This is a genomic window from Streptococcus dentapri (assembly GCF_042649885.1).
Lineage (GTDB): Bacteria > Bacillota > Bacilli > Lactobacillales > Streptococcaceae > Streptococcus > Streptococcus dentapri.
This window is the reverse complement of sequence record NZ_JBHSAC010000028.1, coordinates 1-22,058: the sequence shown is the minus strand read 5'-3', so window position 1 is coordinate 22,058 and position 22,058 is coordinate 1. Positions and strand designations below refer to the sequence as shown.

24 protein-coding genes and 1 pseudogene are annotated in these 22,058 nt (G+C 40.4%); 1 reads left to right on the top strand and 24 read right to left on the bottom strand.

Annotated features, from left to right (window positions below):
• From ACFOSE_RS03295 to ACFOSE_RS03180, 24 genes and pseudogenes are all read right to left on the bottom strand, one after another.
• Nucleotides 1-227 (bottom strand): annotated as a pseudogene (locus ACFOSE_RS03295) (triacylglycerol lipase); the annotation flags it as partial.
• 1 nt (nt 228) lies between these two features.
• Entirely contained in the window at nt 229-618 is a 390-nt protein-coding gene (locus ACFOSE_RS03290; protein WP_380430464.1) for a DUF1433 domain-containing protein, read from the bottom strand.
• 326 nt (nt 619-944) lie between these two features.
• Nucleotides 945-1,643 carry an alpha/beta fold hydrolase gene (locus ACFOSE_RS03285; protein ID WP_380430461.1) on the bottom strand — a complete coding sequence of 233 codons (699 nt, stop codon included), beginning with the start codon at nt 1,641-1,643 and terminating at the stop codon, nt 945-947.
• A 130-nt stretch (nt 1,644-1,773) separates the two neighbouring features.
• Nucleotides 1,774-2,670 carry a GTPase Era gene (gene era, locus ACFOSE_RS03280; RefSeq protein ID WP_380430458.1) on the bottom strand — a complete coding sequence of 299 codons (897 nt, stop codon included), beginning with the start codon at nt 2,668-2,670 and terminating at the stop codon, nt 1,774-1,776.
• Between the two features lie 126 nt (nt 2,671-2,796).
• A complete protein-coding gene (locus tag ACFOSE_RS03275) occupies nt 2,797-3,201 on the bottom strand; it encodes a diacylglycerol kinase family protein (protein WP_380430455.1) in 405 nt (134 codons plus the stop codon).
• Complete coding sequence (gene ybeY / locus ACFOSE_RS03270) at nt 3,182-3,679, bottom strand: rRNA maturation RNase YbeY (RefSeq protein WP_380430453.1); 498 nt, start codon at nt 3,677-3,679, stop codon at nt 3,182-3,184. The genes ACFOSE_RS03275 and ybeY overlap by 20 nt, the downstream gene beginning before the upstream one ends.
• A 144-nt stretch (nt 3,680-3,823) precedes the next feature.
• Nucleotides 3,824-4,801, bottom strand: coding sequence for a PhoH family protein (locus ACFOSE_RS03265; RefSeq protein ID WP_380430451.1), 978 nt, complete (start codon nt 4,799-4,801; stop codon nt 3,824-3,826).
• 136 nt (nt 4,802-4,937) lie between these two features.
• The gene (locus ACFOSE_RS03260) at nt 4,938-5,153 is read right to left on the bottom strand and encodes a YozE family protein (RefSeq protein WP_380430448.1); all 216 of its coding nucleotides are present in this window, start codon (nt 5,151-5,153) and stop codon (nt 4,938-4,940) included.
• Nucleotides 5,150-5,659 carry a peptide-methionine (S)-S-oxide reductase MsrA gene (msrA, locus tag ACFOSE_RS03255; protein WP_380430446.1) on the bottom strand — a complete coding sequence of 170 codons (510 nt, stop codon included), beginning with the start codon at nt 5,657-5,659 and terminating at the stop codon, nt 5,150-5,152. Before msrA ends, ACFOSE_RS03260 begins: the two co-directional genes overlap by 4 nt.
• A 101-nt stretch (nt 5,660-5,760) precedes the next feature.
• Nucleotides 5,761-6,483 (bottom strand): tyrosine-protein kinase, encoded by a 723-nt coding sequence (locus tag ACFOSE_RS03250; RefSeq protein ID WP_380430443.1) that lies wholly within the window; start codon nt 6,481-6,483, stop codon nt 5,761-5,763.
• A gap of 8 nt (nt 6,484-6,491) precedes the next feature.
• On the bottom strand, nt 6,492-7,181 hold the full coding sequence (locus ACFOSE_RS03245) for a Wzz/FepE/Etk N-terminal domain-containing protein (protein ID WP_380430440.1): 690 nt from the start codon (nt 7,179-7,181) through the stop codon (nt 6,492-6,494).
• Nucleotides 7,182-7,190: 9 nt separating this feature from the next.
• Complete coding sequence (cps4B, locus tag ACFOSE_RS03240) at nt 7,191-7,922, bottom strand: capsular polysaccharide biosynthesis protein Cps4B (protein WP_380430438.1); 732 nt, start codon at nt 7,920-7,922, stop codon at nt 7,191-7,193.
• A 1-nt stretch (nt 7,923) separates the two neighbouring features.
• Entirely contained in the window at nt 7,924-9,384 is a 1,461-nt protein-coding gene (gene cpsA / locus ACFOSE_RS03235) for an LCP family glycopolymer transferase CpsA (RefSeq protein WP_380430435.1), read from the bottom strand.
• 226 nt (nt 9,385-9,610) lie between these two features.
• A complete protein-coding gene (locus ACFOSE_RS03230; RefSeq protein WP_380430434.1) occupies nt 9,611-10,057 on the bottom strand; it encodes a hypothetical protein in 447 nt (148 codons plus the stop codon).
• A gap of 123 nt (nt 10,058-10,180) precedes the next feature.
• Entirely contained in the window at nt 10,181-10,891 is a 711-nt protein-coding gene (locus tag ACFOSE_RS03225) for an ABC transporter ATP-binding protein (protein WP_380430431.1), read from the bottom strand.
• The gene (locus tag ACFOSE_RS03220) at nt 10,891-11,655 is read right to left on the bottom strand and encodes an ABC transporter ATP-binding protein (protein ID WP_380430428.1); all 765 of its coding nucleotides are present in this window, start codon (nt 11,653-11,655) and stop codon (nt 10,891-10,893) included. The genes ACFOSE_RS03225 and ACFOSE_RS03220 overlap by 1 nt, the downstream gene beginning before the upstream one ends.
• Entirely contained in the window at nt 11,655-12,608 is a 954-nt protein-coding gene (locus ACFOSE_RS03215) for a branched-chain amino acid ABC transporter permease (protein ID WP_380430427.1), read from the bottom strand. Before ACFOSE_RS03215 ends, ACFOSE_RS03220 begins: the two co-directional genes overlap by 1 nt.
• 3 nt (nt 12,609-12,611) lie before the next feature.
• Nucleotides 12,612-13,496 carry a branched-chain amino acid ABC transporter permease gene (locus tag ACFOSE_RS03210; protein ID WP_380430424.1) on the bottom strand — a complete coding sequence of 295 codons (885 nt, stop codon included), beginning with the start codon at nt 13,494-13,496 and terminating at the stop codon, nt 12,612-12,614.
• Between the two features lie 61 nt (nt 13,497-13,557).
• Nucleotides 13,558-14,745, bottom strand: coding sequence for an ABC transporter substrate-binding protein (locus tag ACFOSE_RS03205; protein WP_380430421.1), 1,188 nt, complete (start codon nt 14,743-14,745; stop codon nt 13,558-13,560).
• A gap of 178 nt (nt 14,746-14,923) precedes the next feature.
• Entirely contained in the window at nt 14,924-15,181 is a 258-nt protein-coding gene (locus ACFOSE_RS03200; RefSeq protein WP_380430418.1) for a DUF2129 domain-containing protein, read from the bottom strand.
• Between the two features lie 4 nt (nt 15,182-15,185).
• The gene (locus ACFOSE_RS03195) at nt 15,186-15,629 is read right to left on the bottom strand and encodes a YlbF family regulator (RefSeq protein ID WP_380430415.1); all 444 of its coding nucleotides are present in this window, start codon (nt 15,627-15,629) and stop codon (nt 15,186-15,188) included.
• A gap of 87 nt (nt 15,630-15,716) precedes the next feature.
• A complete protein-coding gene (locus ACFOSE_RS03190; RefSeq protein ID WP_380430413.1) occupies nt 15,717-16,307 on the bottom strand; it encodes an ATP-dependent Clp protease proteolytic subunit in 591 nt (196 codons plus the stop codon).
• Nucleotides 16,308-16,452: 145 nt separating this feature from the next.
• Nucleotides 16,453-17,082 (bottom strand): uracil phosphoribosyltransferase, encoded by a 630-nt coding sequence (upp, locus tag ACFOSE_RS03185; RefSeq protein ID WP_380430410.1) that lies wholly within the window; start codon nt 17,080-17,082, stop codon nt 16,453-16,455.
• Nucleotides 17,083-17,290: 208 nt separating this feature from the next.
• On the bottom strand, nt 17,291-19,747 hold the full coding sequence (locus ACFOSE_RS03180; RefSeq protein WP_380430407.1) for a glycoside hydrolase family 68 protein: 2,457 nt from the start codon (nt 19,745-19,747) through the stop codon (nt 17,291-17,293).
• 386 nt (nt 19,748-20,133) lie between these two features.
• On the opposite strand from ACFOSE_RS03180, the gene ACFOSE_RS03175 reads away from it, so the two are divergent.
• Nucleotides 20,134-21,879, top strand: coding sequence for a GH32 C-terminal domain-containing protein (locus tag ACFOSE_RS03175; RefSeq protein ID WP_380430404.1), 1,746 nt, complete (start codon nt 20,134-20,136; stop codon nt 21,877-21,879).
• The last annotated feature ends 179 nt before the right edge of the window (nt 21,880-22,058 follow it).

The window sequence follows — 22,058 nt, the reverse complement described above, 5'->3', positions numbered from 1 at the left end:
GTTCCTGCATAGGCAATTACCACTTGGCTGGTATCCACATTGCCATTCTTATCAACTGGTGCTACAGCCATGGCCTGCATGCCGTTGGCGGTGTTGTCTTCGGCTTTGAGGACTTTGTATTTGCCAGCTGCTACAGTATCACCTTTTTTATATGGAGTAGAAACTTTACCAGAATCAACCTTGTAAGCCTCATTAGCAAGTTCATTATAGTCTTTTTCCGTTACCATATTATTCCCCCGCATACATAACTTCAATATCAGAAATATCTGGTTTCTTATTAGGTGTGTCTAACTTTTTAAGAAAATGTCCATGATTTCTAGAGGAAAGTTCATTCACATAGATTTCACCTTTTAATCCCCACAGAGTAAAATTAACTTTAATTTGATTATTAATTGTGGCATAAAATGAATATGTTCCTGTCATCTCATTGTGCTCAACTTCTGTAAATTCAACCTTCTTAATACCCTCATAATTCTGAGCTAAATACTCCACCATTCTATCCTGCTCATGTTTATACTTTGGTTCGTCCTCGCCTGTAAAGGGATTAATCATTGCCAGACCTCCTACCACTAATATGCCAACAGCACCTAGTACCAACAATATTTTCCATCTCTTCATGGATACCTCCCCTTATAAAGATATGAAAACCTTAAACAAGCCAAACAAAAAGGAAGAGTTTGACGAAGAATCATTAAAAATTCTAGAAAAGTCTGTATGCCTAAGCAGCTACCTTTTTTTCTGTAAACACTAAGATTTTAGCAGAGGTCTTTTTTTGATACCGTCCTTTTCTGGCCATATACAAGGTGTGGCAAAGAGAGTGGACTAGTAAAATCAGACTTTGAGTGACTTAATTTGTTCTACTTCCACCACTGCTACTTATATACGCTTCAGTCAGGCTGTTAGTCCACGGCAGACCAGATACTATCAGCTTAGCTTACCCATTCTTAGTAAGTCAACCGGCTCAATTGATAGGGAAATGTAGCTCCCTGCAAAAAATACCTTACCAGCTGGATATGCGTATCAACATCACTAAATAACCAAGCATGACCCTTATTGGGATAATAGGCTGATTCACTGTTTATATTTCGTCCTGCCAGCAGCTGATGCGATTGATGAATGGTCTCAGATTCTTCACCGCCTGAAACAAAGAAAGCAGGATTAGCAAAGGACAAACCAACATTTAACACGTTAGCCTGAGACATCACTCGGTGAAATGATTTGCTGGATGCTCTCTGCAAATCAGCAACAAAACCTCGGCAATCCTCTTCAGAAGCCCCGTCATCCTGCATCATCTTGGTCATCAAATGAGCAACTATTTTCGTGTTTTTAAACAGCGACATGACATAGACCATGGCAATGACTTTGCGATAGCCTTTTATGGGGTGGTGACAAGCACCATCAACAATCACCCTATCAACTGCATCCGAATGACTTTCCAGCAATTTGAGAATGAGACTGCCTCCCAATGACAGACCAACAAGGTGCGGCTTGCCGTGAGCTCTGCTTTTGATAATCTTCACAATCATTTCCGTCACATCATCAAAACTTGTCCATTCCACATCACTGCTGGAACCAGAAGCATGCAAAAAGACAATCGTCTGTGCATTTTGCTGCCCAATTTCTTTAACAAATAGCTGTTTCATTCCTATCAACCTGCCTTTAGATAGTAATTAAAGGTTTCATCAGCCCAATTCGATCTCTCATATTCAAAGTCAGTACCTGTTCTTGGTTTCAACAGCACCTGCTTTTTACTTTTAGGGTGGCGGCTTCTTTTTAATATTCCTTCTTATTATAACCGAAGTCTGCCAAGTCCAGTTTCTTATCGCGCCAATTTTTCTTAACCTTAACCCAGGTTTCTAGATAGACCTTGTCGCCCAGCATAAGTTCGATATCACGGCGAGCCATCTTACCAATTTTTTTAAGCATAGCTCCTTGCTTGCCAATGATAATGCCTTTTTGGCTGTCGCGTTCCACCATGATAGTTGCTCGAATATGGACCTTATCGGTCTCTTCATCGCGTTTCATAGATTCAACGATAACGGCAACAGAGTGTGGCACTTCTTGTTCGGTCAGCTTAAGGATTTTTTCGCGAATCATTTCTGACACCAAGAAACGTTCCGGATGGTCAGTAATTTGATCTTCTGGGAAATATTGGAAACCTTCCTCCAAGTTATTCTTGAGAATTGTCATCAGAGTTTCTACATTATTGCCCTGAAGGGCTGAAATCGGAACAATTTCCTTAAAGTCCATCTGCGAACGGAAATCCTCAATTTTTCCCAAAAGCTGATCAGGATGAACCTTATCAATCTTGTTAATAACCAGAATAACAGGAATCTTAGCAGCTTTAAGGCGCTCCATGATCATATTATCACCCTTGCCGCGCTCCTCATCAGCCGGCACCATAAAAAGGACGGTCTCCACTTCACGCAGGGTCGAATAAGCCGACTCCACCATGAAATTGCCCAGAGCGGTCTTGGGCTTATGAATTCCCGGAGTGTCAATAAAGACAATCTGCTCCCTATCGGTCGTGTAGATCCCCATAATCTTATTGCGGGTGGTTTGAGCCTTATCACTCATAATGGCAATTTTTTGCCCCATGACATGGTTCAAAAAAGTAGATTTACCAACATTAGGACGGCCTAAAATGGCTACAAATCCTGATTTAAACATAAACTTTGGAAGGATAAACTAAGGAAAAAATTTTTTTCTGTCTCGCTTAGTTAAAATCCCTCATTCCTTTCTATCATTACATTTTGAAATATTAGCCTGCCTGTATTTTTAACAAGAGACTTGTCTTTAACCAAAGATGAAATCCCATACTTTAGGGATAAAAATAATGAAGCCTGTCACTACAGCATAGCCTGAAATCATCAGAACTGCACCGGCAGCCATATCCTTTGCATGCTTGGCTAACATGGAAAAGTGATAATCACTAGCCAAATCGACAACATTTTCAATAGCCGAGTTGATGATTTCAAAAGTAATGACCAAGAAAATAGCCAGAAGTAAAAACAGCCATTCAATGGCAGAAATCTGAAAAATAAGCCCGGCCAAAAGCACCAGCACTGCCGATAACGCATGCTTACGCATGTTACGTTCTTCCTTAAAAGCGGTCAAAATCCCTGTTAAGGCAAATTCCAAGCTAGCAGTTATGGTCCGGTTTTTCCATTTTTTTGGTGAATTAGTCTCTCGTAAGTCCATAGGCATTCAATATCTCTTCCTGTAGGGTGAACATCTCTTTTTCTTCTTCGGGAGTATAGTGGTCATAACCATTGATATGCAAGAAACCGTGAACGCTCAAAAAACCCATTTCACGTTCAAAGCTATGACCATAGGCTTCAGCCTGCTCATACGCCTTGTCAACAGAAATGAACAGTTCTCCAATATAGGCATCAAAGTCATCCATCATTTCTGCCAATTCAGGATTATCCACCAAATCCTCTTGCGAGAAAGCAATTGAACTTTCAGGCTTATACTCCAAACTGACTACATCGGTCGGACGATTAATGTTTCTGTATTTTAAATTAATCTTATGAATCTCATCATTATCAACAAAAGTGATAGCCATCTCCTTGTTGTCCTTGCTTAATTTTTTAGCTGCAAAATTAAGCATATCAATGATTTGATCCATCATTTCCTGTGAGACCTGCTTAGTCTCGTCTATCATCTCAATATACATATATTTTCCAATCTTACTAAACATTTTCATTATAGCATAAAAGCCTTGATGCGGATAAGTTTGAGAGAGGATAAAAATGAAAAATGGCGCCAGACAAAATCCTAGAAACTAAAGTTTCTAGATTTCTTGTAGACCCCATTTCTATTACTTTTCTTCATTTGATTCATTCTTATCTTGTTCATAAGCATTGATAATTTCAGCTACAACCGGATGACGTACAACATCCTTGGCTGATAGATAAACAAAATCAACCTGCCGGATACCTGTCAGTTTATCAATAGCATCTAGCAAACCAGAACGGCTATTTTGGGGAAGATCAATCTGGCTAGTATCCCCATTGACAATCATCTTGGAGTTGAAGCCCAGCCGGGTCAAAAACATCTTCATCTGCATGATGGTAGTATTTTGTGCCTCATCGAGAATGACAAAGGCATCATCGAGCGTCCGACCACGCATATAGGCTAGTGGTGCAATTTCAATAATATCACGTTCCATCAAACGAGTTGTCTGCTCTTTCCCTAAGATTTGATAAAGGGCATCATAAACAGGACGTAAATAGGGATCAACCTTTTCCTTTAAATCACCGGGGAGAAAACCGAGACTTTCGCCCGCTTCTACCGCAGGTCTAGTCAAGATAATACGTTTGATCTGACCACGCTTGAGCGCTGTAACTGCCAAGGTTACAGCTAGAAAGGTTTTACCGGTCCCAGCAGGTCCAATGCCAAAGACCACATCGTGATTTTTGACACTGTCAACATAAACCTTCTGCCCCAGTGTCTTAACCCGAATGGGTTTTCCATAACTATCCTTGATGATTTCTTCTTCATAGAGGGCAACAAACTTATCGATCGTCCCATTTTGTGCCATACTCAGAGCAGTGACCACATCAGATGTGTTAATGAAAAGACCGCGTCCAACCAGAACCAAAAGGGCCTCAATAGTTAAGCGGGCCGTCTCCAAGGACGTCTCATCATCACTCAAAATTTGGACACGCTCGGTCCTAGCATGTATGACAACACCCGTATTTTCCTCAATCAATTTCAAATGGCGCTCATTGCTACCAAACAGAGCCATGAGATCATCAGGATGCTGTAAGCTAATGTCAACAGAGTACCCTTGCAAATAAACTGCCTCTTTCTTTCGTTTTTAGTAGTCTCATTATATCGTATTTACCTAAAAAAATCACGGTCAAGCGTAACCCTGTCTGATGACTGATGTTAAAAGCAAAGTTTACAATCATCCCAGATATAAAATAACTTTAGTGCCCTAGATACTCTTCCCAAATTCTGTCAAAATCACTGAGATTAAAGGAAAAATTAGCCTGATCTTCCAAATAACGACTGACCTCATCAAAGCTATCGGTGTGCTTGGGGAAGGTCGTATCCTCAAAAACCAAATCCGCTAGCAAGGCGACTGGTTCTTTCGATTTAGGATTGCGTTGGGTCATCAGCCAGGTGTAAAAGGACTTTCTCATTGCCAGTTCTCCTCCAAAAATGTATGACGTGTAGCACTACTCATGGCATAGCGTAAAGGATTGGTTTTATAGAAATCTTGATGATAATCCTCAGCCACATAAAAAGGTTGGGCTGGCTCAATCTGAGTTACAATCGGCTTATCAAAACGACCAGAATTCTGCAAGGCTTCCTTGGAACGCTCAGCAATCTCCCGCTGCTTTTCATCAAAATAAAAGATAACAGGGCGGTAATTATCACCACGATCCTCAAATTGGCCAAAGGCATCCGTCGGGTCAGTCTGGGCCCAATAAATTTCAACCAGTTGGGCAAAACTAATCTTGTCAGGATCAAAAATAATCTCAACGGCTTCTGTATGACCGGTTGTATGGCTGCAGACCTGTTCATAAGTTGGATTGGGAACATGCCCTCCCGTGTATCCCGACCGTACAGATAAGATCCCCTCTTGTTCCTCAAAAGGTTGTACCATACACCAGAAGCAGCCGCCTGCAAAAATTGCTCTTTCCATATTTATCTCTCCTCATCAGTTTTTTATCATTATAGCAAAAAAGGCAGCCAGCCGATAGTTTTAGATAGATAAAAAGACCCTTGTGGGTCTCATCTTTAATACTAGTTGTTGTTTTTATGTGCCTTGCGAGAAACTCGCTTGCCGTAATCTCCGTAACTACCGTAGCTGCCATAATTCCCATAGTTTTCCGACTGCTCATCCACCTTATTGAGAATAAGTCCCAGAAACTGAGCGCCGCTCTTTTCCATCTGGTCAATGGCCTTCTTAGCGAAACGGCGGCGAATCACTCCTGCCTCAGTCACTAAAATAGAAGCATCACATTCCTGAGCAATGATAGCTGCATCAACAACCTTACCAATCGGTGGGGTATCAATGATAACATAATCATAGTACTCTTTGACCGCATGTATCATGCGTCTAAAGTGATCACTTTGCAGCAAGGCCGTTGGATTGGGGGGAACTTGTCCAGAAGGGATAACCGATAGATGGGATACATTCGTTTCACTAATAGCCTTTTGCAAATCAATATGCCCTGTTAAGAAATCCGTCAAGCCCTTAACGGGGCCATCTGGTTTGAAACTTCCTAACAGAACCGAATTACGGGTATCAGCATCAATCAGGAGGGTGCGATGACCGGTGCGAGCAAATGATACTGCTAAACTGATAGCAGTGGTAGATTTTCCTTCCTTGGGTTGAACAGAAGTCAAGACGATAACCTTAATGTCACTCCCACTAAATTGAATATTAGCACGGATAGCATTATAATATTCCTCTGACTTATCAATCAATCTTTCTTTTTTAGTGGCTAATTTTAAGTAACCCATAATTCCTCCTATAGGTTGGTTGTATTTGGTACTACTCCGAGCAAGGTTGCACCTAAAGCTTTTTCAACATCTTCACTCGTTTTAATGCGATCATCAAGAACTTCAAAGACGATTAAGACAGCTACTGCAAAGAAGCCCCCTGCAAGGACACCCAGCATAAGATTACGCTTAAGATTCGGTGAGGTGGGTGAAGTTGGAACCTTAGCAGTTTCAGCGGTTGTTATGTCTTCAACCTTGGCCACTTCTTTAATCTTCTGGATGGCAACCTCACGAACCGCATTGGCCAGATGACTGGCTTCCTGTGGGTTTGTATCATGAACAGAAATTGTAATCAGACGTGTATTGGTTGGCACCTGAACGCTGATTTTACCAGAAAGTGCAGAAGCTGATATATCTAATTTTTCCTTATCAACAACTTCCGATAGGACATCTTGTGACTGGATAATTTCTTTAAAATCATTGACCAAGTCTGTTCCAGCTTGGACATCTTGATAATCTATAGCATTGGTACTGCTTTTGCTGACCAAGTAAATGCGCGTTGATGAAGTATACTCCTTAGGAATGATAAACACACTAGCAAACAAACTAATAAAACCAAAAAGTAGGGCAACGAAAATGATTAAAAATTTTCGATCCCACAATTTTTTAAGCAAGGCTAATACATCGATTTCAAACGTTGAATTTTCTGACGTCGTCATAGTCTCTCCTTATAAAATTTCATCGCGAAGCAGGCAGGCTGCATTTTCTTTAAATAAAGCTTGGGCTCTGGATTCCCCAAATAATTTAGCAACCTGCTGATAGGCTTGCTCCATATAAGGGGGACGCTTGTCCAAATTATGCATATCGCTGGCAATACAGTGGACAAGATCCTGTTCCAAAAAGTATCTTCCACGCACTTTGAAGATTTTTTCACCATCTCCAAACAGCTTGGGTTTAAGAACGTGGTTGCTATTGACCTGTGTATAGCATCCCATATTGATGATCTTTTGAACACGCTCGGGCTTAGAGTCTAAGGCATCATAGCGTTCAATATGGGCCACAATCGGTGTAATCCCTAACAACAAGATCTTGGTCAGAGCCTGCTCTATTTCACGCCAAGGGGTGGTCTTGCTAAATTCAATCAAGACGTAACGCGTTTCTCCCATATTGGGGGCAAGGCCAGATTCTAATTTTTGACGAAGATCCTCTGTATAGTAAAGCTCTCCACCATAAACAAGGGTCAAGTCAGCAAAACGACTTTTCACTGCCTCTTTAACCTTGAGGAAATTGACATGAATCTTTTCCTCGGGAGTTTCAAACATATCCTTGCGCCGATGGGAAGTGGCCACAATCGTTCTAACTCCTTGCCGATAGCTTTCAGCTATCAGCTGCAAGCTATCCTCCAGCGTTTTAGGACCATCATCCACAGCGAAAATAATGTGCGAATGGATGTCAATCACCCTATTTTCCTCCTAAGATATCTTTAATCTGAGCACTAGCATCCTTGACACTAGCATCATCCAGCTGCATCATATAAAGTGATGCAGCTGGCATAGCGTAGGAAGTCAATTCACCGGTTGAACCTGTTCCAGTCACTTCCTGAGAATCAACTGTAAATTTCTTACCAGAAGACAGTTGCGTGTTGGCAATAGTCATAATATCTTCCAGAGGCATGTTGGTCTGGATAGAATCCTGAAGATTGTTAGCAATCGAGGAAATCTTGGTCAAAGAACTTGCAGTTGCTAACTTGTTGATGATGGCTGTAATAACCTTTTCTTGGTTTTTACCACGGTCATTGTCCCCATTATCCAAACCATATCGTTCACGTACAAAGGCGAGCGCCCCTTGCGAATCTAACTTAACATTACCAACCTCAAATGTATAATCTTTGTTAGTATGAGCCGTAAAGGCTTGGTCATTGTAAACCTCAATTCCTCCTAATAAATCAACTAATTTAAGGAATGAAGTAAAATTGAGACGGGCATAATAATCAATGTCAATATCATAAAGATTTTCCAAGGTCTTCATAGAAGTCTCTACACCGTAAATACCAGCGTGGGTCAGCTTATCCTTTTGATTGTTACCAGCACCAGGAATGCTCACATAAGAATCACGCGGTGTATTAGTTAATAACACCTTGTGTGTCTTAAGATTGACTGACATGATAATGTTAACATCTGAACGCGAAGCTGTATTGATTGAACCATAGGTATCAATACCAGAAATATAAATATTGAAAACTCCCTTATCAACCGACTTCTTAGACTTGACATTTGTAGCAGTCTGAATCTTGTAAGAATAGATGGTTTTGACCTTACTGTTAAAGTCCTTATCCTGATTTTCTAAAAGACTTGAATAGGCACTATTTAAAATAATGGCATCCGTTGAACCTGATAACAAATTATTGTAAGCCTGTTGGTAAGAGTCCACATGATTAACTGTCAAGCTCTTTGAGGAATCTGTCTTAATTTGTTTGATAAACTCATTGATATTAGCACCATCACTCTGAATAGGAGCCTCTACTGCATCCAACTGCTTGACGCTGCTAATAGAACTATCCTTGGGAACTACCACCCGCATTTCAACCTCAGAATATTTAGTGGAGTCATTGAGACCACTGGTCAAATTAACAACCGAATTGAAACCTAAAAAAATCGTGATAGACAAGGCGGAAAAGATGAAAAGCAGAAAGCTATTCCCCCACTTAAATTTCCCTTTGAAGGTCAAAAAAGCTGATAGTAATAAAACAAAGCAAAGAACCGTTGTTAAAATAACATTTAGATAGCGGAAAGCTAAAAAATGATACTTAAACATGGTATAAACGGTTATTGATGAGACTGCTAAGTATAGCACAAACATTAAGATATTGATAAAGTAATGTGTGCTAAAACTCCTTACCTTTGAACGACTGTGTCTTGACATTATTTGATCTCCAGTACAATTTATTTCTCGATTTATTATACCTAAATTTTAGTCTAAGTCCAAGGGATTTTAACTTTATTTTTACAATTTGGTTACATTTTCAAGACCGGTAAAACCTCTTTAAAATCCTTTAAATCAGGGATTTTATGTAAGCAAGGGGTCTATAATTGGCCAGTCGAAAATTATTTTCATTTGTAGTTTTTCAAAATATAGGTCTGCAAAAGGGTTAGAGAACACTATCCAACTGTGCCTGTAATTCTTCCTTCTTTGACTGCGTTTCTACTTTGTCAATGGCTTCCTGAGCATTTTGGACGCTAGCAGCCGTCTTATCATTTTCAGCTTCACTGACAGCAAGCTTAGCATTAACAATATTTAAACGCTCCTGATAGCTATTCTTTGTTTCTTGATCAGATACTTGATTGATAGCTGTTTGAACCGAGGCTATCCCTTCTTGACTAGGATTTTCTTCCAAATCTTTAAGATCAGCCTCTAGCGAATCTGATGATCCTTCAGAGGAGGAGGACGATGATGTACTCAAATACGTTGGAGCAACTTCTGCATTACCCGACTTGACCCTGCCTGCTGATTTACCATACATATAGAGCCCCAATATCAGGACGAGCAAGATGATGCTCAGCAAAAAGTACAGGGCTTCACTTTTTTTAATTTTCATGATGTCTCTCTCCTTAAGATTTACTCAGATTTCATTATATCTTATTTTTACAATTATTCAAACTAGGTAAAGAAAAAAGGGGTTTAGATACTTTTTTAGTTTCAACCTCCTTTTTACTCTATTTTAACCACCGAGGTAGGCTTTGCGAACTTCATCTGAAGCTAGCAACTCTTGACCTGTTCCTGAAAGGACAATCTTACCGGTCTCCAGAACATAGCCACGATCAGCAATGGACAGAGCCTTGTTGGCATTTTGTTCAATCAAGAGAACCGTAGTCCCTTGTTTTTTAATATCTTGAATGATATCAAAAATTTCTTGAATAAAGATTGGCGCCAAACCCATAGACGGCTCATCCAATAAGAGAAGCTTTGGTTGACTCATGAGCGCGCGACCCATAGCCAACATCTGCTGCTCACCACCCGAAAGGGTGGCTGCATCTTGATTTTTGCGCTCCTCAAGACGCGGGAAACGATCAAAGACTTTTTTTAGATTGGCTTGATTCATGTCCTTATCGTTATTCAAAAAAGCTCCCATTTCCAAGTTTTCCAGAACAGTCAGTCCTGAAAAGACATGACGTCCTTCTGGTACTTGAGCTAAACCATCAGCCACGATTTTACGTGCGGCCACTTTTTGAATCTCATTGCCTAAATAGGAAATCTTACCAGCACTCGGACGGACAAGCCCTGAAATAGTTCGCAGAATTGATGTTTTACCAGCGCCATTAGCACCAATGAGAGTCACTACCTCACCTTCATTGACGCTAAAGTTAACATCTTTAACGGCTTCAATAGCGCCATAGCTTACTGAGAGATTTTCAATTTGCAACATAGACATTAGGCTTCACCTCCAAGATAAGCTTCAATAACACGTTTGTTTCCTTTAATTTCCTCTGGACTACCATGAGCAATCAAACGGCCATATTCCAGTACATAGATACGTTCGGTAACTTCCATAACCAAGCTCATGTCATGTTCAATCAAGATAACGGTAATGTCAAACTCTTCCTTAATTTTGCGAATCAGAGCAGTCAATTCCGATGTTTCCTGAGGATTCATCCCAGCAGCTGGTTCATCGAGGAAAAGAATTTTGGGCTCCGTAGCCAGAGCACGGACAATTTCCAGATGGCGCTGTTCTCCATAAGGAAGGTTTTTAGCCAAGGTTTGGGCACTGTCATCTAAATCGAAGATTTTTAACAGATCCATAGCCTTCCGTCTCAATTTCTCTTCACTCTGATAGTATTTTGGCAAACGTAAGAAAGATGCCAATAGATGAGAACTGTGATGATTACCAAAGCCAATCAAAACATTTTCTAAGACAGTCATATTTTTGAAGAGACGGATATTTTGGAAGGTCCGGGAAAGTCCCAAAAAGGCAATCTTGTGTGGGGTCTTACCATTGAGCGGGGTTCCATCCAGAATGATTGAACCTTCGCTGGGCTCATAGACACCCGTCAAGAGATTGAAAAGTGTTGTTTTACCAGCACCGTTAGGGCCAATTAAACCAACCAATTCCCCTTCATTAAGTTCAAGGGAAATATCACCAACGGCTGTTAGACCGCCAAAGTTTTTCGTCAAATTTTTAACTTCAAGAAGTGCCATTAGTTTTTGCCCTCCTCATTTTTTCTGAAGAATTTAGTCAAGGTAAATTCTCGTGTTCCAAATAGACCACCTGGACGGAAAATCATAACTAAAATTAGGGTCAAAGAGTAGAGAATCATCCGTAGATCCGAGAAGTTTTGTAGGAACATATTCAAGATCCCCAGAACTACACCCGCAATAATAGTCCCTGTGATCGAACCAAGACCACCGAGTACTGCAATGATGAGATAGTCAATAGATTTCATGATGGTGAAATCTTTTGGTACGACCGTACCGATATAGCTGACATAGAGTGAACCAGCAATAGCTGAAATCACTGCCCCCATAACAAAGACGAAAACTTTCCTATTGGTAAGGTTAACCCCCATAGATTCCGCAGCAATTTCATCTTCACGCACAGCAATAATTTGACGTCCTGCCGAAGAACGCAAGAAATTCAAAACTAAAATAGTAATAACTACAACAAAAAGGAAGATGACTTGCCAAGTCGTGTAAGGGAGAATTCCGGTGATACCTGCTGCACCATTAGTGATAGATCCACCATTTATGATGACAATTCGGATGATTTCCGCCATCCCAAGAGTAGCGATAGCCAGATAGTCTCCTTTTAGCCGTAGGGTCGGAGCACCAAAGATAATAGCTACAAGAGCTGCAATCACTGCTCCCAGCAACATTGACCAGTAGAAGCCATCATAGGTTGGATAATACTGAGTAATAATAGCGGAAGAATAGGCACCTATAGCCATGAAACCAGCCTGTCCCAAAGTAAACTGTCCTGAGAAACCGAGAACCAGATTTGTTCCCAAGCCCATCAAGATACTGATGCCAATTCCCATTAAGATTTGGATATAGTAAAGATTCAAAACACCAGTGCTTGCTAATATCTGAAGAACAGCATAGATGAGCACAATAAGAGCAAGCCATGCAAGATTTAATTTTAGATTCTTTCTCATATCTCACACCTTCTCTTTCACGTTTTTACCAAGAATACCAGCTGGACGAACCAAAAGGATGATAATCAAAACAGCATAGACGATTGCATCACGATAGGTTGAGAGGCCGAGAGCATTGGAGAGGGTCTCCAAGACACCGATAACAAAACCACCGATAGCCGCACCAGGAATAATACCAATACCACCAAGAACGGCAGCGACAAAGGCTTTAATACCTGGTATCATACCCATCAAAGGATCAATTGAATTATAATAGAGAGCAATGAGCACACCGGCCGCTCCAGCAAGGGCTGACCCCAAAGCAAAGGTAAAGCTGATAGTTGAGTTAACATTGATTCCCATCAATTGAGCAGCATCGCTATCGACTGAAACAGCGCGCATAGCCTTCCCCATTTTGGTTTTCTTAACAATCAATTGTAAAGCAATCATCAGTACGAGGGCAATCGCTAAAATCAATAGTTGAATATTCGTAATGGTCACCGGCCCGATATCAAAACTGCTCATTTTAATAGCTTGTGGGAAAGCACGCTTGTTAGAACCAAAGAAGAAGACCATGGTATATTCAAGCAAGAAAGAGACTCCAATAGCTGTGATCAAGGCAGAAATACGCGTTGAATTACGCAGAGGACGATAGGCCAAAAATTCAATTATAACCCCTAGAAGGGCAGTCACTACCATAGCCAAGATAAGTGCCAGCCAAAAGTTCATATGCAGACCATTGATAGCATAATAACCGATAAAAGCACCCATCATAAAGATGTCTCCATGGGCAAAGTTAATCAGTTTAATAATCCCATAAACCATGGTATATCCAAGAGCCAGCAAGGCATAGATACTTCCCAGGATGATACCATTAACTAGTTGTTGGGGGAGTTGTTCCAAAAACATAAAATACCAAACTTTCTAGTTTTATAAATCCTTAAAACAATGACACCTCATGATTATACTGCTACTTTTTGACAGTAACAGTGTCCGCAGACGTTTCAGCACCATTGTCCAATTTAACCATAACTGCAGACTTAATCGGATTGTGATGTTTATCAATCGTCATATTACCAGTCACGCCATCAAAATTTTTAAGTTTTGCGAGGTTAGCAGCCAATTCAACAGAATCATCAGCCCCTTTGGCTGCAGCAGCAATCATATAAACAGAGTCGTATGATAGGGCTGAGAACTGGTTGGGCTCGTTACCATACTCTGACTTAAAGTTCTTGATGAAATCGTTAGCTTTAGCAGACAAAGAAGTATTAGTAGAATAACCAGATACATAGTAAACATTGCTTGCATTTTTCTTACCAGCCAAATCAATGAAGGTTTTATCGCTAAAGCCATCAGGACCAAGAATCGGAGCAGAAATTCCCATATCACGCGCCTGTTTAGTAATTAAACCAGTTTCTGTGTAATAGCCTGGCATAATGATAGCATCATAATCAAGGTTTTTGATCTTGGTTAAGGTCGATTGGAAATCTGTATCATTAGCGGCGAAGGTCTGAGTCGAAACAATGTTGCCCTTATAGGTCTTTTTAAATTCTTCAGCAATCCCTTTAGCATAGTCACTGGAATTATCATAAAAAAGAACAACCTTATTAGCTTTCATATTTTCTGAGGCATACTGCGCAAGAACTTGTCCTTGGTAGCTGTCCTTAAAGGTTGTCCGAAAGACAAATTGTTTGACAGTGGTTTTGCCATTGATTTCATCGACTGTCAGGTCATCCTGTGTCCCACTAGGTGATAGAAGGGGGACTCCTGTTTTTTGAGCGTTCAAAGAAGCCGCTGATACAGCACCAGAAGTCGCAGGGCCAATAATGGCATTGACCTGACTTTGGACAGCTAAATTGGTGGCGGCGGTTGAAGCCTCAGCATTATCCGATTTATTATCCTTAGTGATCAATTCTAGCTTTTTACCATCAACACCACCGGCTTTGTTGATTTCTTTGACAGCTAACTTAATGCCTTGATTTTCAGCGGAACCATAGGCCGATACTGGACCTGTTAATTCCATATCAACACCAATTTTGATGGTATCACCAATCTTAGTTCCCGTTGCATTGCTTGTAACATCAGGAGATTTTCCACAAGCGACTAAAGTTACGGCTGCTAGTAGAACCATCCCAGTTGCAATAATCTTTTTGTACATCAGATTATTCTCCTTTGTCATAGTTTCTTAAAAATCTATTTTATAGAATACAGAATTATCAGATAATTGTCAAGGAGACTGACTTGTCTATTCTCGCAGAAAACGCTTTAGACCAACCCCCAACAATATCAATAATTATGACTAAATACAAAGATTTTTCTATGCACAAAAAAAGCCCTCAGACTTCTTTACGATATAAACTCCCAACAAAATCCTGGTCAATCTCATCTAGGGGGGAAACACTGAAACGTTTAACAAACTTCAATTTTTTTAAATTGTCTATTGTATCGCTCAACTTGTCTTTGTCAACGTAGAGACAGACATAACGCAAGCGTCTGGAATGGTAGATCATATCACCGTAGCGGTTTAACTTCCTAGCATCCCGATTATAATAGAGATAGACAGCAATTCCTGTTCGCTCTTGTTTAGTAAACATAGCCTTATCCTTTCTCTCGAATATTTTCACCTGCACCATGTCCGTGCCGACGCCTGTGTGGAGCAAGCGGTAGACCTGTATCCACAAAAATATCCGGTGAGATAGCTTGAGAAATTTTCACCGCCACATCAGCTAAAACTTCCTGTAAGGCAACCTCTGCCTGCCTAAAATTTTGCATGGACAAAGCCATATCAATTTGGCGTTTTTGGGCAAGCAACTTTCGCTTTAACTGGGCAATGTCAGGCCTAAACTTAGCATAGGCCTGCTGCTCTTCATAGGCCGTTTGAAGTTTTAGAAAGACTTCAATATCGGCCTGCAAAGCGTGATCAGCCTGCAAAGCGTTCTTGGCCTGCCGATAAGTTCTAGCTTCCGATGTATCTAAGATGGCACGAACCAAGCTATCAATTTGATCATCAATAGCAAGCAAATCCCGATTGATTTCTAACATGTTCCTATTATAACATATAAAAATAAAAGGGGTGACTCCTATAAGCCATCCCTTTTATTTGAGATTACTAGTTGATAGCAATCATCTTTACTTCAATTCATTATTTTCCATAATTTCATCAATAAAGCCGTAGTCCAAAGTTTCTTGAGCAGACATCCAATTATCACGCTCTGCATCAATATGGATGGTTTCAAGCGATTGTCCTGAATTTTTGGCCAAGATTTGTTCCAAGGTTTCGCGCGTCTTCAAGAGATGCTCCGCTGCAATCGCCATATCTGATTGCTGAGTGCCGCCACCAGTACCACCCATTGGTTGGTGAATCATGTATTCGGCGTGTGGCAACATGAAGCGTTTGCCTTTGGCTCCGCTAGAGGCAATGATAGTACCCATCGAAGCCGCCATCCCCATGACGATAGTTTGAACATCTGATTTAATGAAATTCATGGTATCGACAATGGCCAATCCCGCTGATACAGAACCACCTGGGGTATTAACATAAAGGTAGATATCCTTGGTGCTATCCTGAGCATCCAAGAATAAGAGTTGAGCAATAACAGAATTCGCCATATTATCTTCAACCGGGCCCGTCAACATGACAATACGGTCTTTTAAAAGTCGCGAGTAAATATCATAAGAACGCTCACCACGGCTGGTTTGTTCAATAACTACTGGAATCATAAATAATCTCCTTTAATTTTTAAATCGTAACTCTATTATATCATTTGGTCAAAAAAGGTCAAATAATTAACTTGCTTACTCGCAAGAAATTGATTGAGAATGATGGGAGGGCCTGATTTTGCAACTATTACTTGATCTTTACTGCCTATTTCGTTCCAAAAAGGCGATCGCCCGCATCTCCAAGACCTGGAACAATATAGCCGTTCTCATTGAGCTTTTCGTCCAGAGCTGCTGTGTAAATATCAATATCTGGATGAGCTTCTTGCAAGGCTTTAACACCTTCAGGAGCTGCTACTAAAGAGACAAATTTGATATTTGCTGCCCCACGTTTTTTTAGCAAATCCACAGCTAAAATAGCAGAACCTCCTGTTGCTAACATAGGATCTACGAGAAAAATTTGACGTTGGTCAATGTCTTCTGGTAACTTAACCAAATACTCTACGGGTTGTAAGGTCTCTTCATCACGATACATACCGATATGACCAACCTTGGCAGCGGGAGCTAAACTGAGTAAGCCATCGACCATCCCAATTCCCGCACGCAGAATTGGTACAATAGCTAATTTTTTACCGGCCAGTTGTTTTTGTACTGTTTTAGTAATTGGCGTTTGGATTTCAACATCTTCCAGTGGTAGATCACGCGACACTTCATAGCCCATGAGCATGGCAATTTCATTGACCAATTCACGAAAATTCTTGGTCGAGGTATCCTCTCGGCGCAAGATTGAAAGTTTGTGTTGAATCAGTGGATGTGAAATAACTTGAAATTTTCCCATAATATATCAGCTTCGAGAAGCTTTCCCTCTTTCTAAATTCATTTTTTCCATTATATCAAAACCTTGCTAATTTGATTGGTTTAAAGAGCAATTATAATAAAAGTAAAATAAATTTCTAACCAATCCATTGATGCTATAAAATTCGAGGCTAATATAAAAACGCCTAGAGAGGATCACTTTCTAAGCGTTTAAGAACTAATAGACTAGCTTAATCACGTTTTAATTTGAGATAACCGAACATTATTGAAGCTAACGAAAGCCCCGCAGCTAAAAATCCAGTGTTGGCAGAAGTTTTTGGCTGATCTTTTTTAGGTTGACTCTTGACTTCTTTGTCAACAGCTAATGCTGTTTTTTCTTTTGTTTTATCATCGGTCTTATAGTTCACTGTAATATTAACAGTGTTATCATGAACTGAAATATTGTTGGATTGGCTAACCTTTGCCGTATAAGATAACAACTGAGCAATGATATCCTTGAGTCCTTGTCCAGATAAATTGACGCTGCCTGAGATGTTAATATTATAATTGATTGTAATATTAGATTCTGGTGTTCCTTTGGTATCATCCTTATCTTTGTCTGGATTTTGACTATCATTCTTATTTGAATCTGGCGCAGGATCGTGTGGTTTCAGACCGTAACCACCAATAACATTCCAGTCAATATAACCGTCATCTTCGCCTGGGAGATGAGCAGTTTCCAGCGTTCCCACCATATCTTGACTCTCACTACCTTCATCCCAGATCCAGTCCCCTTGTTGGGTCATTTTAGCCAGCACTCTGGTTGTATTATCAGGCATAATCTTCATGAGGAAACTAGGTGCCCAAGTACTATTATTACCTTTACCGGCAACTTCATTACGGTTGGTCATATAGGCAGTAATCAACACGGTATCGTCAGAGCCTTCAATAGGTACAGCGTAATATGAGTAAGTCGCCGTCCGCCAATCAGATGGAACAGAGGCTGTCAATACAGCACCATGACCATTCAAAGGCTTGTAACCACCAGTTAGGCTATCAGAAACATAACCCAACATGACAACATTATCACCAACGACATCGTTGGCCTTGTTCCAAGCATCGTTATTACTTCCGTGATTGAGACGAGTGGCTGCAAAAAGATAATATTTATCACCCAATTTAACAAGGCCTGGACGTTCGATTTCATCACTAACCATTGGAGAACTTACCAGTGGTGTATAGTATTGGGCAACTTGAGGCGTTTTTTCATCGCCTGTCAATTTCAGAATACCGATAGCTGCATTGGAAATGCTAGCACGCTCATGCATATCAGAATTACTCAAGATTCTGAAAAGGCTCTTGACATTGTAAGCTGCATCGCCCCCGTAGTTAGACCAGTTATAAATTTGATCTTCACCTTGATAATTTTGTGTTCCTGTACTTGCTTCGAAGATGAGGTAACGCTCACCATTATCATCTTCAACAATATGGGGGTCACGCATAGCAATATTATCAGCACCAGTGTATGTTGAACGCCATTGTGCATAACTTTGATAATAGTAGCCATCACCACCATTTGGAGTTAGAACTTGATCGTTTTCAACGGAGTCAAGATAGACATTTTCATCATCAAAAGAAAGGTTCAGAGTTGCAGAAGCTAGCTTTTGATTGTTACTGTTGTTGTCACTGGTATCAACCTTAGTATAGTAGAGTTGGATACTGCCATCACTATTAACTGAAGCAGAACCGGACCATTGCTGAGTAATAGCATCTTGACCATAGCCAAAGATAGAACCGGCGTTTTTCCAATGACTGAGGTCATTATCACCGTATTTATTGTAGAGCAAATAGATATGGTTGTCATTATGATTAGGCTCACCCATCATAGCAATAACTAATTGATAACCATTCCAATTGATGACTTGACCTGTCTTGGCATCCTGTACCGGCCAAGAATCCCAAACATCAAGATCTGTTACCTGACCTGTTTGAGCATCCCTCGTGGTCGCCGCTGGCATATTCTTAACGGCCTCTGCCTTGAAGTATGGAATAGCGTAGCGAGGATCTTGAGCTACTAGAACATCTGCGATTTCTTGGAACTGCTTGTAGGTCATTTGTGTACCAGTTTCAGCATCACTAGTCATCTGTAACCTATTCAAAGCGTTTTTTTGGTCTGTTGTCAAATTAGCAATATCCAAACCTGCTGCCTGAGCTGTACGATAGGATTCCTCAGTCAAACCTGATTTGGGATTGTAAGGAGTGGTATCAGTATGCTCAAGTGTTGGTACATCACCGTCGCTGTTTTGATCCAAAGCAGCTTTGGCATTCGCTTTTGTTGAAGATTCTCCAGCAACTGATAAATCTGCTTTATCACTATCTTCTGATTGTTCTTCCACATTGGCCTGCTCTGCAGCCGGTTCTGATGCAGCAGTCTGATTATCAGATGAAGCTGTTACCGTTTCACTGCTAACAGCTTCAGAACTTGGAAAAGATTGGATATTCTCTGTTGTTTGATCTGAACTTGTATCTGTGGTTGAGGATTGGCTTGTTCCTGTTTCTTGCAAGCTTGTATTTGTTTCCCCTGCTTTTGATTCTAATGTTTCAGCTGCTACTCGCCCTCCTTGAATACCTATAGCCAGCGTTGCTGTTGCTACACTAACAATAACCCATTGCTTCTTAGACTTACGCATTTTTTTACGTACTACCATAAAATGTACACCCCTTCTTTTTTATTTAGCATTCTAACATAAGCAAAAATTTTAAACAAATGAGCGTAAACGAAAAAAATGTTTTCAGAAAACCCTTTTTGTTACTCTCAGACTACAATAAAATGTCAAAGAGTAATTTGAAAAATCAAAATTTAGTGATATTAAAGTTTTTTAAAATTAGTTAACAAAATCAAAATTTGTTTTCTAATCGTAATAATATTTTAAATAATTTCTATTATTATTATAAAAATCTGTATTGAAACATCAGTATAATGAGGCTATAAATAAGGAAGTGAGTAGGTAAGGACTGCGTCAAACAATTAGTTGCTAATCATATCAAATTAGGCTGGACCACTATTCTAGCCTCGCTTGAAAGGAGACTTCTTATGGTAACAAAAAGATGCAAAGTACTCTCCCTCGGTTTGGGAGCGACACTTTTATTAGGAACCAGTATAGGAATGGGAAGCCAACAGTATCATGCATTGGCAGAATCACTAACATCCGATGAGCATGCGCAGAAGGCACACCTAACTACTAGTCACGGCTGGTCTAATGATCTTCAGACCATTGTCTGGAACGAAGCCCAACACTACTACGATATTTATTTTTTACACTCGGCAGATGGGGCTACCGAACCTTTTGGCCACCAAGGACAGGATTGGTATCATACGACAACTTCCGATTTTGTACATTACACAGAACAAAGCAGCGCCTTGGCCGCAAAGGGAGGCGATGCTCAAGAAGGTTGGACATCGGCTTGGACCGGCAGCATTGTCACTAATGATGGTAGCATTACCGGTGCTCCTCAAGGTGCAAAAGTAGCCTATTTTACTGGTATCCGTAAAACCGATCAGAAACAAAATATTTACGCTGCTTACTCAGATGATGATGGAAAAAACTTTAATCATGTTTTAAATGATGGAAAACCCGTAGCAGATATTAATGACTCGGATACAGTTGCTGGCCGTCATTCTGATTTTCGCGATCCCAACGTTTTCTATTGGAAGGGTAAAATGATGATGTATGTTGCTGAAGGATCAGAAATTGGTGTTTACCAGTCCAAGGATGGTCTTTCTTGGTCAAAAGCAGATCAAGAAGGTAAATCGAAAATTGAGAGTGGCAGCTTCTTTCAAGGTCGTAGCTGGGAAGGCAACTCTCCCGTTGAATGTCCTGTCATTGAAACCATGAGCACCCCTTCGGGTCAAGCCAAACAAGTCCTGTTCTTCGGAGCTAAGGATGCCTCCAGTGGTGAAACAACTGGAACTTATTATATCGTTGGGCACCTTGATGACAATGGTCTCTTTGTACCTGATAAGGATGTGAGTCGCTTGGACCAAGGATCTGATTATTATGGTGCTAATTTCACAGGTAGCGATCATATTGACACTGTTAATAATTCAATTAAGTCACTGGGCTGGGTTGGAAACTGGAACTATTTCACCAATGGTGTGCATTCTGACCAAGAAGCCAATAGTGCCTATGCGCAACGCTTAGGCTCATACTCCAGCGCGCGATCCTTATCGCTCCAAAACGATTTGACCATCAAACAAAACTTAGAACTCCCACAATCTTCTCTAACCAATACCGAATCTTATAGTAATATTAGCAAAGATAATCCTATATCCGAAAAAGGAGAAAAATGGGTTGACCGCCAAGATACCAATGGTGATGTCTACGGCCTTTATGATATACCCAATCAATACGCTACAAAATACTATAATTTAACCTTCTCAAACAGCAAGGGAAACTATTTTGGCCGTATCTATCTTGATATCTGGCAAGGTTCCGACTACGTTCGCTTCAACTATGACCCTTCAAATGGTAAATATAATGTTAAGCAGTACGCAGCTGAACTCAATAATGCCATGAATGGCCAGACTGCTTCTAGTTATTACTATAACGGTTTACTAGGAAATGGTAACGGCTATATCGCTGACAGCGGACTAACTAATCAGCAATCTATCAATCTACAGATTGTCACAGATAACAGCAGTGTTGAATTCATCTTTCCTAATGGGCAAACCTACACGGTCTCTCGTTTTAACACATCACAAAAACAAGACTTTAAAATTTTCACCGAAGATCCGACCGATGCCAACTCTGTTGATATCCAAATATCTGATATTCAATAAAAGATAATTTTCAATCGAAAGTCACTTTTTCTATATTTTCTGGTTGGTGTAAGCTAGGAGAGTTCTCTTAATTTTTTCAAAAGTACTGAAGGCATCCTAAAATAGGATGCCTCAGACTGAAGACAAAGCTCTTGGAATTGCATTTCTAAGAGCTTTTTGCTCTGTTTAGGAGTATACTA